General features: G+C 68.9%; 18 protein-coding genes (1 of these 18 running past the window's edge). 9 read left to right on the top strand and 9 right to left on the bottom strand.

Going from position 1 to position 12,691, the window contains the following annotated elements:
- The 6 genes from mqnP to LAJ19_RS13615 all read left to right on the top strand — a co-directional run.
- A protein-coding gene (gene mqnP / locus LAJ19_RS13590) for a menaquinone biosynthesis prenyltransferase MqnP (protein WP_225476272.1) crosses the window boundary here: on the top strand, positions 1-225 show its 3' end. 642 nt of this gene lie to the left of the window's left edge; the window shows 225 of its 867 coding nt (coding positions 643-867); its start codon lies off the left edge, out of view; its stop codon occupies positions 223-225.
- Complete coding sequence (locus LAJ19_RS13595; protein WP_225476273.1) at positions 207-497, top strand: hypothetical protein; 291 nt, start codon at positions 207-209, stop codon at positions 495-497. The genes mqnP and LAJ19_RS13595 overlap by 19 nt, the downstream gene beginning before the upstream one ends.
- Before the next feature lie 25 nt (positions 498-522).
- Positions 523-948, top strand: a complete 426-nt coding sequence (locus tag LAJ19_RS13600; protein ID WP_225476274.1) for a hypothetical protein — start codon at positions 523-525, stop codon at positions 946-948.
- Positions 949-1,089: 141 nt separating this feature from the next.
- Positions 1,090-1,674 (top strand): adenylate/guanylate cyclase domain-containing protein, encoded by a 585-nt coding sequence (locus LAJ19_RS13605; protein WP_225476275.1) that lies wholly within the window; start codon positions 1,090-1,092, stop codon positions 1,672-1,674.
- 45 nt (positions 1,675-1,719) lie between these two features.
- Entirely contained in the window at positions 1,720-2,397 is a 678-nt protein-coding gene (locus LAJ19_RS13610) for a response regulator transcription factor (protein ID WP_010887388.1), read from the top strand.
- A gap of 115 nt (positions 2,398-2,512) precedes the next feature.
- On the top strand, positions 2,513-4,180 hold the full coding sequence (locus LAJ19_RS13615) for a sensor histidine kinase (RefSeq protein ID WP_225476276.1): 1,668 nt from the start codon (positions 2,513-2,515) through the stop codon (positions 4,178-4,180).
- 83 nt (positions 4,181-4,263) lie between these two features.
- On the opposite strand, the gene argR is transcribed toward LAJ19_RS13615, so the two are convergent.
- The 5 genes from argR to LAJ19_RS13640 all read right to left on the bottom strand — a co-directional run bounded on the left by argR (position 4,264) and on the right by LAJ19_RS13640 (position 8,481).
- Positions 4,264-4,734 carry an arginine repressor gene (gene argR, locus LAJ19_RS13620; RefSeq protein WP_225476277.1) on the bottom strand — a complete coding sequence of 157 codons (471 nt, stop codon included), beginning with the start codon at positions 4,732-4,734 and terminating at the stop codon, positions 4,264-4,266.
- A 61-nt stretch (positions 4,735-4,795) separates the two neighbouring features.
- On the bottom strand, positions 4,796-6,016 hold the full coding sequence (gene coaBC, locus LAJ19_RS13625) for a bifunctional phosphopantothenoylcysteine decarboxylase/phosphopantothenate--cysteine ligase CoaBC (RefSeq protein ID WP_225476278.1): 1,221 nt from the start codon (positions 6,014-6,016) through the stop codon (positions 4,796-4,798).
- A 62-nt stretch (positions 6,017-6,078) separates the two neighbouring features.
- On the bottom strand, positions 6,079-6,723 hold the full coding sequence (gene phoU / locus LAJ19_RS13630; protein WP_225476279.1) for a phosphate signaling complex protein PhoU: 645 nt from the start codon (positions 6,721-6,723) through the stop codon (positions 6,079-6,081).
- A 100-nt stretch (positions 6,724-6,823) separates the two neighbouring features.
- Positions 6,824-7,741: a sensor histidine kinase gene (locus LAJ19_RS13635; protein WP_225523276.1), complete on the bottom strand. Its 918-nt coding sequence runs from the start codon at positions 7,739-7,741 to the stop codon at positions 6,824-6,826.
- Positions 7,742-7,791: 50 nt separating this feature from the next.
- Complete coding sequence (locus LAJ19_RS13640; RefSeq protein ID WP_225476280.1) at positions 7,792-8,481, bottom strand: winged helix-turn-helix domain-containing protein; 690 nt, start codon at positions 8,479-8,481, stop codon at positions 7,792-7,794.
- Between the two features lie 229 nt (positions 8,482-8,710).
- Here LAJ19_RS13640 and metK point away from each other — a divergent pair, with 229 nt between their 5' ends.
- Positions 8,711-9,922 (top strand): methionine adenosyltransferase, encoded by a 1,212-nt coding sequence (gene metK, locus LAJ19_RS13645; protein WP_225476281.1) that lies wholly within the window; start codon positions 8,711-8,713, stop codon positions 9,920-9,922.
- A gap of 88 nt (positions 9,923-10,010) precedes the next feature.
- Here the strand turns inward: metK and coaD are convergent, their stop codons facing one another.
- From coaD to LAJ19_RS13660, 3 genes are read right to left on the bottom strand one after another with little or no spacing between them, the layout of a single operon-like run.
- A complete protein-coding gene (gene coaD, locus LAJ19_RS13650) occupies positions 10,011-10,544 on the bottom strand; it encodes a pantetheine-phosphate adenylyltransferase (protein WP_225476282.1) in 534 nt (177 codons plus the stop codon).
- Between the two features lie 12 nt (positions 10,545-10,556).
- Entirely contained in the window at positions 10,557-11,147 is a 591-nt protein-coding gene (locus LAJ19_RS13655; RefSeq protein ID WP_225476283.1) for an RsmD family RNA methyltransferase, read from the bottom strand.
- Positions 11,148-11,185: 38 nt separating this feature from the next.
- The gene (locus LAJ19_RS13660) at positions 11,186-11,443 is read right to left on the bottom strand and encodes a hypothetical protein (protein WP_225476284.1); all 258 of its coding nucleotides are present in this window, start codon (positions 11,441-11,443) and stop codon (positions 11,186-11,188) included.
- A 43-nt stretch (positions 11,444-11,486) separates the two neighbouring features.
- Between LAJ19_RS13660 and LAJ19_RS13665 the strand changes: the two genes are divergently transcribed.
- On the top strand, positions 11,487-11,744 hold the full coding sequence (locus LAJ19_RS13665) for a DUF3248 domain-containing protein (RefSeq protein ID WP_225476285.1): 258 nt from the start codon (positions 11,487-11,489) through the stop codon (positions 11,742-11,744).
- A gap of 13 nt (positions 11,745-11,757) precedes the next feature.
- Positions 11,758-12,264, top strand: a complete 507-nt coding sequence (locus LAJ19_RS13670; protein ID WP_225476286.1) for a DUF3809 domain-containing protein — start codon at positions 11,758-11,760, stop codon at positions 12,262-12,264.
- A 43-nt stretch (positions 12,265-12,307) separates the two neighbouring features.
- Here the strand turns inward: LAJ19_RS13670 and rsfS are convergent, their stop codons facing one another.
- Positions 12,308-12,673, bottom strand: a complete 366-nt coding sequence (rsfS, locus tag LAJ19_RS13675; RefSeq protein ID WP_225476287.1) for a ribosome silencing factor — start codon at positions 12,671-12,673, stop codon at positions 12,308-12,310.
- Between the last annotated feature and the right edge of the window lie 18 nt (positions 12,674-12,691).

Below are 12,691 nucleotides of genomic sequence, written 5' to 3' on the forward strand. Positions count from 1 at the left end.
CTGACGTTTGGGCTGTTGCTGCTGGTGGGCGTGCTGACGGGCGCGGGTGGCTGGTATTACTTGGCGGCGGTGGTGATGGGCGGCATTTTGTGGTTCGAGCACCGGATCGTGAATCCGGAGGACCTTGCGCGTGTGAATGTGGCGTTCTTTGATGCGAACATGTGGCTGGCGCTGACCATGCTGGCGGGTGTGGTTGTGGATGTGACGTGGCGCACGCTGACCTGAGGTGGGTGCCGCTGGAGGCGGCGAGGGCGTTTGAGGGGGGGGATGAGCGGCGTGCGGCGGTGCTGCTGGCGCGCGCGCGGGATGAGCAGCGGGCCGGGAGTGTGCCGTGGGCGGTGCTGGAGCGGCTGCATGGCCTGTGCCTGATTCACGTGCAGCGTGAGGTGGAGGGAACGTTTGCGCTGGAGCGGGCGGACGCGGTGCTTGATGAGCATGGCGTGGAGCGGCCGGACCTGGGGTGGTTGGAGCGGCGGGCGTTAGAATCGCCGGAATGATGAGGTTCATGGCCTGGGAGCAGCGTTGACACTGGAGACGTCTGAGCGGGATTTCGCGTCCCGTTACGCGGAGTTCGCGGCGCAGGGGACGCTGTATCCGCAGAGGGAGGGCAGTCCGCTGCTGGAGTTCGCGGTGGGAGGCCGGGTGCTGTACTTGTTTGACCGGAGTGGGCCGTATGCGGCGCGGCCGGGTGTGGCGCGCGTGGTGGTGCATGGGGTACTGGATCCTGAGGGAACTGAGGTGCGTGAGTCGGGGCAGGAGACGCTGCATGTGCTGGGTGTTTCGGCGGTGGAGGGGGTGGGGCGGGTGGTGGCTGTGCCGCGTGGGGCGGTGGTGGTGCAGGCGCGGCTGCCGCTGGTGCTGGCGTCGTTTGGTGGGGTGGGGGACGCCCAGGTGGGGGAGTGGCTGGCCTTCCGGACGTTGCCGCCGCTGCATGGGTTTCTGATCTGAGTGGCGTAGTGTCGCCATAAAACGCTCGAGTACTCAGGAAGTTACAGTTTTTGGAGTTTTTCACAGAGAGAACCTTTTGACATCGATTTAATCTGCTCTTCCTTTTCTTCTCACGCTGGGTCATCATGGCTGCACCCCGCTATGGCTGATCTGCTTCTTCCCCTCCCTGGCCCACAGGACCACTCCACCCCCGCCTGTATGGTGCTGGTCGACCTTGTGGGCAGCACGGTCATGGCGCAGACGCTGGACCTCAGCGCCTACATGGCTTTAATGCAGGAATTCGTCCAGGTCATGATCCTGACCATGGAAGCGCGGGGCGGCCAGGTTCTGCAGCATCAGGGAGACGCCGTCCTGGCCTGGTGGCCGGCCCTGCACGCGGTGCAGGCCTGTAGCGCCGCGCAGGAAGCCCATGGGCGCGCCGCGCGACTGGCCCTGGCCGGTCACCTGGGAGTCGACCTGCGCGTGCGCGCCGGCATCTCCAGTGGACCGGTCCTGATGGGCGTGGTGGGCGGGCAGCTCAGCGCCTACGGCCTGCCGGTCAACTACGCCCGGCGCCTGTGCGACGCGGCGTGTCCTGGAGAGACACTGATCTGTGACGATGTCCGCCGGGAACATCCCTCACTCATGTCTGAGCCGTGTCCACCCATGCCGCTGCAGGGCTTCGGTGCGCACTGCACCGCGCACCGGCTGGTTCGTGCGCCGTACCCGCGCATGAAAGTTGATTAAGCACCAAGACCGGCTTCTCATGAGAACGCTCCATAGACTGGCCGCATGGAACGCAAGCCCCTGGTCCTGGTCATCGAGGATGAGAAAGACATCGCTCGATTCATTGAACTTGAACTCGCGGCCGAAGGTTACGCCACGGAAGTGGCCTTCGACGGCGTCACCGGTCTGTCCAAATTTCGTGAAGTCAACCCCGACCTCGTCATTCTCGACCTGATGCTCCCCGTTCTGGACGGCCTGGAGGTCGCCCGGCGCATCCGCAAGACCAGCAACACCCCCATCATCATCCTGACGGCCAAAGACGGCATTCAGGACAAGGTGGAGGGTCTGGACTCCGGCGCCGACGACTACCTCATCAAGCCGTTCTCCATTGAAGAACTCCTGGCGCGGGTGCGCGCCCACCTGCGCCGCGTGAACCCGGCGGTCACCGGCGAGGTCCGCGTGGCTGACCTGGTCATGAACCTCGATGGCCGTGAGATCTTCCGCGGCGGGCGCCGCGTGGAACTGTCCGCCAAAGAGTTTGAGCTGCTGGAACTTCTGGCCCGTAACCCCGGTAAGGTCTTCTCCCGCTTTGAGATTGAGGAGAAGGTCTGGCCGGAGTACACCGGCGGCAGCAACGTTGTAGACGTGTATATCGGGTATCTGCGCCGCAAGCTCGAAGAGGGCGGCGAACGCCGCCTGATTCATACCGTGCGCGGCGTCGGGTACGTCCTGCGCGAGGAGTAACGTCCGGCAAGGTGAGCGCAGGCTGCCGCGCCTGCGCCCACCTCACCCTGCTGTCCTTCATGCCCCGCGCCACTACACTGCCTGACATGACCCGCCCCGTCCCCTGGAGCGCCCCGTGACCCTGCGCTGGCGGCTCACGCTGTTCTACACGGCCCTGCTGGCCTTCCTGCTGACCGGGGTGGGGGTCATCACGCTGTACCTGATGCGCGTCAACCTCCTGAACGGCATCGACAGTGAACTGAACACCACCTACAAGCAGTTCGTGACGTACCTTGTCAAACCCGTTGATCCCAACGCGCGCCTGCCCACCGACGGTGAGCAGCGCGCCACGGGGCAGCAGAGCAGCAGCGCCAGCGAACTGCGGCCCGCGGACGTCGGACAGGCGAAACTGCTGGCCCGCTACTACTTCCCGAATTCCAGTCTGGCGGTGGAACGCATTGAGTTCTTCGACCGGCAGTCCCTGCTGGACGCGCTGAACGACGCGCGGACCCCCGCGGCCCGCAACCAGCTCTTCGCGTTTCTGGACGCGCTGCGCACCAGCAGCCGCAGCTCCCTCGCGGTGGACATCGACCGGCCGATCACCCTGACGCACGCGGAGATCTCCCGGCTGATCAACTCGGCCGAGGGGCGACTGCTGCTGAACCGCCCTGTGGCCCTGTCGCCCAGCAGTGAGCCCACCCTGATGCGGCTTCTGGTGGTCCTGGCCCCCCTGGTCTCACCGGACAGCGGCAGCGCCCTGAGCGCCACACCCGGCGTGCTGCCCGCCACGGATCCCACCCGTGCCAGCGACCCGGGGTTGAGCATCGTGTACGTGGGCCGCAGCCTCAGCACCGTTCAGAACACCCTGGACGAACTGAAGAACGTGGTCGTGCTGCTGTTCATCACGGGCCTGTTCACGGCCGGGACGGGCGCCTACCTGCTGGCCGGGCAGGCCCTGTTGCCTCTGCGGCGCGTGCAGCGCGCCGCGGAACGAATCGGAGGACAGAACCTCACCGAACGGGTCCCCGTGCCGCAGACCGGAGATGAGGTGGAGTCTCTGGCCATGGCCCTGAACGCCATGCTCGGCCGCCTGGAGAGCAGCTTCGAGGCGCAGCGCCGCTTCACCAGCGACGCCAGCCACGAACTGCGCACCCCAGTCACCGCGATCAGCGGACATGCCAGCTACCTGCTACGCCGAACCAACCCCACCGGGCAGCAGCAGGAGAGCCTGAACATCATCCGCAGTGAATCCGAACGCCTGACGAACCTGATCGCCAGCCTGCTGCAACTGGCCCGTTCGGACAGCGGCGCGCTGGCCCTGCGGCGCGAACCGATCCTGGCGGCACTGTTCCTCTCGGACATCGTGCGTGAACTCGCGCCGCTGGCACAGGCGCAGCAGACCACGCTGCTCAGCGAGGGCGAGGACGTGACCTTCGAAGGGGACGCCGACCGCCTGAAACAGGTGCTGATCAATCTCGTCAGTAACGCCCTGAAAGCCGGAGCGCACACCGTGACGCTGCGCAGCACCCGCACAGACGGCGACGTGCGCCTGAGCGTGCAGGACGACGGCCCGGGCATTCCTGCCGATCAGCTGGAGCGGCTCTTCGACCGGTTCTACCGTCTGGAGGATTCCCGCAGCCGCGATCAGGGCGGCGCGGGCCTGGGGCTGAGCATCGCGCGCGGCATCGTGGACGCGCACGGGGGCCGCATCTGGCTGGAGAGTGAGGTGGGCCAGGGCACCACCGCGCACGTGCAGTTACCCGTCGGGAACGTTCCGGAACTTGGTGAGGATGACGTGCCCTGAACTGTGCGCGGAAAGCGGCGGGGGAGGAAATCGGAGCATGCCTGGCTCCTCCCCCGCCTGCCCCTGCGGACAGGACGCGCCGCTCAGCCAAGCATCAGGGCGTGAAATTCCTCCATGATGTTCTCCGCATCCCCCGTGGTGCGCGCGACCACGAAAATGGTGTCCTCCCCGGCCAGGGTGCCCACGATGTCGTCGCGCCTCACCCGGTCGAGCAGCAGCGCCACGCCGCTCGCGTGCCCCTCGGCAGTCCGGATGACCAGCAGGTTCTCCCCGCGGTCGATGTCATGCACGAAGTTCTGAAAGAGCCGGGCGAGTTCCTCCTCGGCGTCGGTGTGCCCGGCGGTCTGCGCCAGGGCGTAGCGGTGCCGGCCCTTGCCGACCGGGAGGCGCACGAGACGCAGTTCGTTGATGTCCCGGCTGACGGTGGCCTGCGTGACACGGATGCCGTCGGCCTGCAGCCGCTCGACGAGTTCTCCCTGGGTGCTGATGCTTTCGCGGGCAATGATGTCCTGAATGCGTTTCTGTCGTTGTTCCTTGCTGAGCGCTCCCGCCATTCCTCACATCATATGCATATGCAGTGAATAATTCAATCAAGGTGGGGGTGCGGCCCGGGCCTCAGGTCCGGACCGGCAGCCGCCTCGCCGCCTCGGACAGCAGCCGCTCGGCCACCTCACGCTTGCTCAGGCGCGGCCAGTCCTCGAACGAGCCGTCAGGTCGCACCAGCGTCACCTGATTGTCCTCCCCCCCAAAAGCCGTGCCTTCCCGCGTGGGGTAATTCAGCAGAATAAAATCCGCATTCTTCCGCTGCGCCTTGAGGGCCGCGCGCTCCACGCCGGCATGCGTCTCCATGGCGAACCCCACCAGCACCCGCCTGCCCTTCTCCCGGCCCAGCTCCGCCAGGATGTCCGGGTTGGGCGTGAGGTGCACTGTCACGTCCCCCGCCACCTTCGCCTGCTTCTCCCCATTCTGCTGCGACGCCCGGTAATCCGCGACCGCCGCCGTCATCACCACGAGGTCCGCACCAAGCGCGGCGCTCAGGACGGCGTCCCGCAGCTCCAGCGCCGACCCGATGCGCACCACCCGCAGGCCGGGCGGATCCGGCAGGGTGACGGGACCCGTCACCAGCGTCACGTCCGCCCCCCGGTCACGCGCCGCCTGCGCCACCGCGAAACCCATCTTGCCGCTCGACGGGTTGCTGATGAACCGCACCGGATCCAGATACTCACGGGTGGGGCCAGCCGACACCACCACCCGCACCCCCTCCAGGTCCCGTGGCGGGGCAGGGGAGAGGAGCGCTGTCACGGCGTCCGCAATGGCGTCAGGTTCACTCATGCGGCCCACGCCCTGGCCCTCGCCACGGGTTCCGAACGCCCCTTCCTCCGGCCCCAGGAACCGGTGGCCCCAGCCGCGCAGGGTGCTCACGTTCGCCTGCACTGCCGGGTTCGTCCACATGGCCTCGTTCATGGCCGGCACCCACAGCACGGGCGCGCGCACACTCAGCAGGGTCGCCAGGGCCAGCTCGCCGGCGTGCCCGTGCGCGGCGCCGGCGAGCAGTTCCGCTGAGGCGCCCACCACCACGGCCGCCTCCACCCGGGCGTGCGTGAGGTGCAGCGCGTCCGGCCGGGCCTCGAACCAGTGGTCGTCCGTACCCACCGGGCCGTCCGCGGCCGTGCTCAGTGACAGCTCCGTAATGAACTGCAGCGCTGCGCGCGTGGCAATGACCCGCACGTCTGCGCCCCGCTCCCGCAGGCGGCGCAGCACCGACGGGGCCTTCACGGCGGCCATGCTGCCCCCCACGATCACCAGCACGGCAGGTTTCGCACTCAACGCATTCACGCCCCAGAGTCTAGAGCGGCCGGCGGGTCCGGCGCCCGGTGTGGGCGTGCCGGGCGCCGGGGTCAGCCTTCGCGCTGTCCGGTCACCCAGTAGCGCACGCGTTCGGAGATGTTCTCCATATGGTCCCCCACGCGTTCCAGACTGCGGCCCACCCGCATCAGCATCAGCGCCTTGCTGATGTTGCGTGGATCCTCCAGCATGTACGTCACGAGTTCCCGCTGGATCTGCTCGTACAGGTCATCCACCTCGTCGTCCATCTGGATGGTGGTCTCGGCGCGCGCCACGTCGCGGTCGGCAATCGCGGTGCGGAGATTCCGGCTCATCTCGCCCAGCCGGTCGAGCATCCGCGAGAGGTTCACGTAGCGTTTCAGCGCCGGCGCCTGCGCGAGCTCCGCGCCGTCCTCAGCGACGTGCACCACGTAGTCCCCCATGCGCTCGATGTCACTGAGGCTCTTGAGGATCAGCGCCACCATCCGCAGGTCCCGCGCGACCGGCTGGTGCAGCGCAATGATCCGCAGGCACTCCGCCTCGATCTGCGCTTCCTGCGCGTCCACCTCGCGGTCCAGGGCGCGGACCTCCGCGAGGCGTTCCACGTTCTCACGCAGCAGCACCTCGCCCGCGACGGGCAGCATCCGCTCGACCGTACCGAGCATGTTCAGGGCGCCGTTCAGAACGGCACGCAGATCGTTTTCCAGCGCTTCACGCATGACAACTCCTCCTCATGAACGTAGCACCCCGCGCAGGCGCGGCGTGTCAGGGTCCCGTCAGCTGCCCGTCCCACCCGGGCGGGCCGCCGGCGGGTCCCCTTCAGGTCAGGCCGCCCACACCGGGCAGCGTGAAACAAAACGCGTTGGCCTCCCCACGCCGCTCCACCCAGGCCTGCCCGCCCCAGCCGTGCACGATGCTGCGCACGATGTACAGCCCCATCCCGCTGCCCTGCCCGGTCGCGGCGCGGCCCCGCGTGTGCGCCTTGAACAGGCTCTCCGTATCAGGGATGGGCGTGCCGCGGTCCAGCACGCTGACCTCCACCCAGGTGCCCCGCTCGGCGGTGAGCACCTCAACGGGCTGCGCGGCCGGACCGTACTTCAGGGCGTTCTCGATCAGGTTCAGCAGCACCTGCAGCAGCTTGTCCGGATCGGCCCGCACGAGGTGATCCTGCCCGAACGTCACGCTGGCGCGGCGGGTGGTGAGGTCGGCAGCCAGCAGCCGCTCGGCGCGCGCGAACGCCTCAGCCAGCGGCAGCGTCCGGGCGCGGGTGGGCCGGAACCCCACCGCGAGATCCTCGACGAGGCGCGCCAGCCGCTCAGTTTCCTGCAGGCCCTGCCGCACGAAATTCTGCGACAGAGCCCGCGGCATGTCGTACTCCAGCGCCTCGAGCACGCCGCGCAGCGCCGCAACCGGCGTGCGGAACTCGTGCGACAGCACCGCCGTCGCCTCGCGCAGCTCCGCCTCGCGCCGGCGGTGCTCGGTGACGTCCTCCACGATCAGCGCGCCGTGTTCCCCGTCTCGCGTGGCCGTGCAGCGCAGCGTGCGGCCCGTGACCTCCAGTTCCAGCTCCCCGCCGCGTTCCAGCAGGGTCTCGAGCGTGTGGCGGCGCACCACCTCCAGCACCGGGCGGCCCGCGGCGCGCTCCTGCGGCACCCCCCACAGCCGCGCGGCCGCCGCGTTCACGCGCGTCACCCGCCCGCCGCCGGTCAGCAGCACCGCCTGCGGCAGCGCGTCCATCCAGTGATCTGCGGGCGCCGCGAACGCCGGGCCCTGCGGATCCACGCCCGTCACGCGCCGTCCGCCCAGGGCCGCATGCGGTAGCCCTTGCCGCGCACGGTCTCCAGAAACCCGGGTTTTCCAGGGTCGTCCCCCAGGTGCGCGCGCAACTGCGTGACGTGCTGATCCACCGTGCGCTCACCACCCAGGAAGTCCGCGCCCCACACCCGGTCCAGCAGTTCCGTCCGGGAGTACACGCGGCCCACGTGCTGCGTCAGGAAGGCCAGCAGGTCAAATTCGCGCCGGGTGAGATTCATGCGCCGCCCCCCCACGCGCGCCTCGGCGGCCCCCACGTCCACGCTCAGGGGACCGTTCGTCATCAGGGGCGGCACCTCCGGCTGTGAGCGCCGCAGCAGGGCCCGCACGCGCGCCACGAGTTCCGCCGCTGAAAACGGCTTGGTCAGGTAATCGTCCGCGCCGGATTCCAGGCCCTCAACCCGCTCGGCTTCCGCGGCCCGCGCCGTGAGCATCAGCACCGGCATGCGCCGCAGTTCGGGATCGCCCCGCAGGCGCCGCAGGAAACTCAGGCCGCTCTCGCCCGGCAGCATCCAGTCCAGCACCAGCGCGTCCGCGCCGTTCAGGGCGTCCAGCCCACCCCCGGTGGACTCCAGGGCCGTGACGCGCAGCCCCGCCCGCTCCAGGTGAAAGCGCAGGACGTCCCGCACGGTCCCCTCGTCCTCGATGACAACGACGTGGCTCATTGCCCTCATTCTGACCGGCCACGTCAGCCGCGTGTCAGCCCGCCGCGTGACCCCCGCCCAGGGGCGGGCCTTCGTCCTTTTCTGCGCGGGGGTTCCTGGAGTACGCTGGCGACTGCCACTGCCCGCGCAGCCCTTCTTGCGGCCGCGACCGGGCAGGCCGTGCGGGGACCGCAGCGACATCCCTCTCCAGGCGGTTCTGTGAGACGCCCCCCCGCACGCAAGGAGCCATATGCGGAAGTACTACACCTCGGAATCGGTGTCCGAAGGGCACCCCGACAAGCTGGCCGACTTCATCTCGGACAGCATCCTCGACGAGTTCCTGCGCCAGGAACCCGAAAGTCGCGTGGCGGTCGAGACGCTCCTCACCACCGGCATGGCCGTCGTGGCCGGCGAGGTCACGGCCAAACGTGCCCACGTGGACGTGCAGAAGACCGTGCGTGACGCCGTCATGAAGGTCGGCTACACCCGCGCCAACTACGGCTTTGACGCCGAGTACAGCGCCGTGCTGGTCAGCATTCACGAACAGAGCCCCGAAATCGCGGGCGGCGTGAACCACAGCGAGGAGTGGCGCGCCATGACCGACGAGGAACGCGCCCGCCCCGAGAACGCGCACTCTGAAGTGGGCGCCGGGGACCAGGGCCTGATGTTCGGCTACGCCACCGACGAAACCCCGGAACTCATGCCGCTGCCCATCAGCCTCGCGCACCGCCTCACCCGGCGCATCGCGGAACTGCGCAAGAACGGCACCCTGCCTTACCTGCGCCCGGACGCCAAGGCCCAGGTGACGGTCGTGCGCAACGGCGAACCGCACGAGGCGACCGAGACCCTGGTCGACACCGTCGTGATCAGCACCCAGCACAGCGACGATGTCGAGCAGGAGACCATCCGCGCCGACATGATCGAGCACGTGATCGGCGCGGTGATTCCCGCCGAGTACCTCACGGTGCAGACCAAGTACTTCATCAACCCCTCCGGCCGTTTCGTGATCGGCGGGCCGCACGGCGACACCGGCCTGACCGGCCGCAAGATCATCGTGGACACCTACGGCGGCGCCGTGCCGCACGGCGGCGGGGCGTTCAGCGGCAAGGACCCCACCAAAGTGGACCGGTCTGCGGCGTACTACGCGCGTTTCATCGCCAAGAACATCGTGGCGGCCGGCCTGGCCCGGCGCGCCCTGGTGGAGGTCGCGTACGCCATCGGCCGCGCCGGGCCCGTCAGTCTGCGCGTCGACACCTACGGCACCGGCACGGTGAGCGACGAACGCCTCGCGGCGCTGGTGGCCGAGCACTTCGACGCGCGTCCCCAGGCGATCATTGCGGAACTCGACCTGCGCCGCCCCATCTACGCACAGACCGCCGCGTACGGACACTTCGGCCGCGAAGAGTTCCCGTGGGAACAGACCAGCAAGGCCCAGGCGCTGAAGGCTGCCGCGCAGCGCTGAACGCCTATACGGCGAAAGTGGCGCCCCCGGCAGTGTCCGGGGGCGCCACTTTCGCCGTCATGCTGCCGGGAACACGAACCCTGCAGCTTCAGGGTTCCAGGGCCGCCACGCGGGCCTTCTCCGCCGCGCGCTCGGCGTACACCGACTCGTGCTTGCGGCGCAGCGCCGCCGCACTGGCGCGCGGCACCATCTCGCTGACGTCCCCGCCGTAACTGGCGATCTCGCGCACCATGGAACTGCTCACGAAGCTCCAGCGCGTGGCGGCCATGATAAACACCGTCTCGGCGTCCCCGATCTGCCGGTTCAGGTGCGCGATCTGCAACTCGTACTCGTAGTCCGACACGGCCCGCAGGCCGCGCAGAATCACGCTGCCCGGCGCCTGCCCCGCCATGTAGTCCACGAGCAGACCCCCGAAGGTGTCCACGCTGACGTTCCCGAAATGCGCGGTCGCCTCCCGCAGGATCTCCGAGCGTTCGTCCAGGGTGAACAGGTGCTGGCCCTGCTTGCGGGCGTTATGCATTACGGTGACCGTCACGTGATCAAAAATCCGTGCGGCACGCGTCAACACGTCCATGTGCCCACTCGTGATGGGGTCGAACGACCCGGGGAAGACAGCGTTCATAACCCTGACACCTTACTCCAATTCCGCGCCGGACTCCTCGTCCACACTGGCCCCTTCACCAGCTGCGCCGCCCGCTCCGCGCCAGTACAGCGTGAGGCTGTTGCTGCCGTACTCACGGACTTCCCGCGTGAAACCCGCATGGTCCGGCAGGCGCGCGCGGTCCGGATGCTGACAGACCAGCAGACCGGCCGGCGCCACCACGCCGCTGCGCAGCAGTTTCAGGGTCAGCGCGGGAATATCCGCGTCGTACGGCGGGTCGCTGAACACCACCTCGAACGGCCCCAGACGCCCCAGAAGCGCCGCGGCGTCTCCTTTCACGATCCGGACCCGCAGGTCCAGGGCCCGGGCGTTCGCCTCCAGCGCCCGGACCGCCCGGGCGTCCCGTTCCACCAGCGTCACGCTGTACCCACGGCTCGCGGCTTCCAGGCCGATAGCGCCGCTGCCGCCGTGCAGATCGATAAAGCGCGGGTACCGCCCGGCCGGCGCGCGCGCAGACAGCAGATCGAACAGGCTTTTACGCACGCGCGCACCGCTGGGCCGGGCACTGTCCGGCACCTGCAGGGACCGGCCCTTGGCCGTGCCGCCCAGGATGCGCAGACTCATCGGGTCACCTTCATCCCCTCAGAATACGGCGCCTCCCCTCAGGACACGAACGGCAGGGCCGCCGGGAACCCCGCCAGCGCCTCAGGCGCCAGGTGCCAGTCCTCGCCGTCCCGGCGGCCCTGCCCGGCCTGAACCAGGCGGTTCAGTTCAGCCTCCACGCGCTGCTGCACGCGCCGCAGGGGCATGTCAGCGGCGCGCTCGACACCGCGCCACGTCAGGAACGCCCGGTGAAAGGCCGGCAGGTCATTCAGGCCCACCCGGGTTTCCAGGGCGCGCCAGCTGATGGGGTCTGTCATGATTCCGTTCTACGCCGCGGGGCGGGGCGCGTACAATGCCCCCATGACCGATCTGCCCGGTGACGTTCCCCCCGGTGACCTGCCGGTCACGCCGGACCTCGCCCGGGCGCTTGAGGCGCTGGGAGGGCAGCTGGTGTGGCGCATCGGCAAGGACGAGGCCAGTGACGACGTGATTGTACGCCTGGGCTTCGCGTCTGCCACGCCGCGCTTCGCTCACCTGCCGCGCCTGCGCAGCGCCGGAGACGCCGAACTGCAGGCCGCCCTGGCAGACAACCGCGTGGTGATCGAGTGGGTCGACTAGCCGTGAGGGCCGTGTGATCGTCGAGGCCACGCAGCACTTCACGCTTCCCTGGACCGGCGCGCCGGCCGCCGCTCTGGCCTTCGTGCAGAACCCCGCGCGGGCCCTGTCGCACCTGCGTTTCCTGCGGAACCTGCACGCCGGGCCGGACGGCGTGCGCGGCGAACTGCTCGTGCCGCTGCCCGGCCTGGGTGAGGTGGACCTGCCCTTCCACAGCACGCTGGGCCTCACCCCGGACGGCGCGACCCTCACTCCGGCTGCCCTGACGGGCGAGCGGGCGTGGGTGGAGGTGGCCGGTCAGGCGAGCGCGCAGGGCGACACGCTCACGTTCGCGTTTCACTTCCGCGCGCACCTCGCCACGCCGGACGCGCAGGGCTGGGGCGGCGCCGCTTTCGAGAAGATGATCCGCGCCGCCGCAGGCCGCACCCTGGACCGCGTGGCGCGTGAGCTGCCCGCCGCGATTGCCAGCGCCGTTCAGGACGCCGGGACCGGCCCACCGGACAGCCGGGCTCACGCGGAATAAAAGCGGCGCCCTGTATCGGGGCGCCGCTGTCCTGGGGTGACGGTCAGGCCTGCACTTCAGGGAAATCCAGGACGCGCGCGTCGCTCCAGAGGCCCTCAAGGTCGTAGTACTCGCGGGCGTCCTTGGTCATGATGTGCACCACGATGCCGCCCCCAAACGCCAGCAGCAGCCAGCGTTCGCTGGGGCCCTCCACGCTGGGGCGGGGCAGGCCGGTTCCCTGCGCCTTTTCGCGGATGTTCTCCTGCACGGCGTTCAGCTGCAGGCCCGCGGTGGCGGTGCAGATCACGAAGTACTCGAGGGTGCTGCTCACATCAGTCAGGTCAAGGACGGTGACGTCCTCGGCGCGGCGTTCACGGGCGGCGTCCACAATGGCGCGCAGTTGGTTCAGGGTGTGGGAATCAGGGGTCATGGAGTCTCCAGGGGATGA

The sequence above is a fragment of the Deinococcus taeanensis genome (genome assembly GCF_020229735.1).
Lineage (GTDB): Bacteria > Deinococcota > Deinococci > Deinococcales > Deinococcaceae > Deinococcus > Deinococcus taeanensis.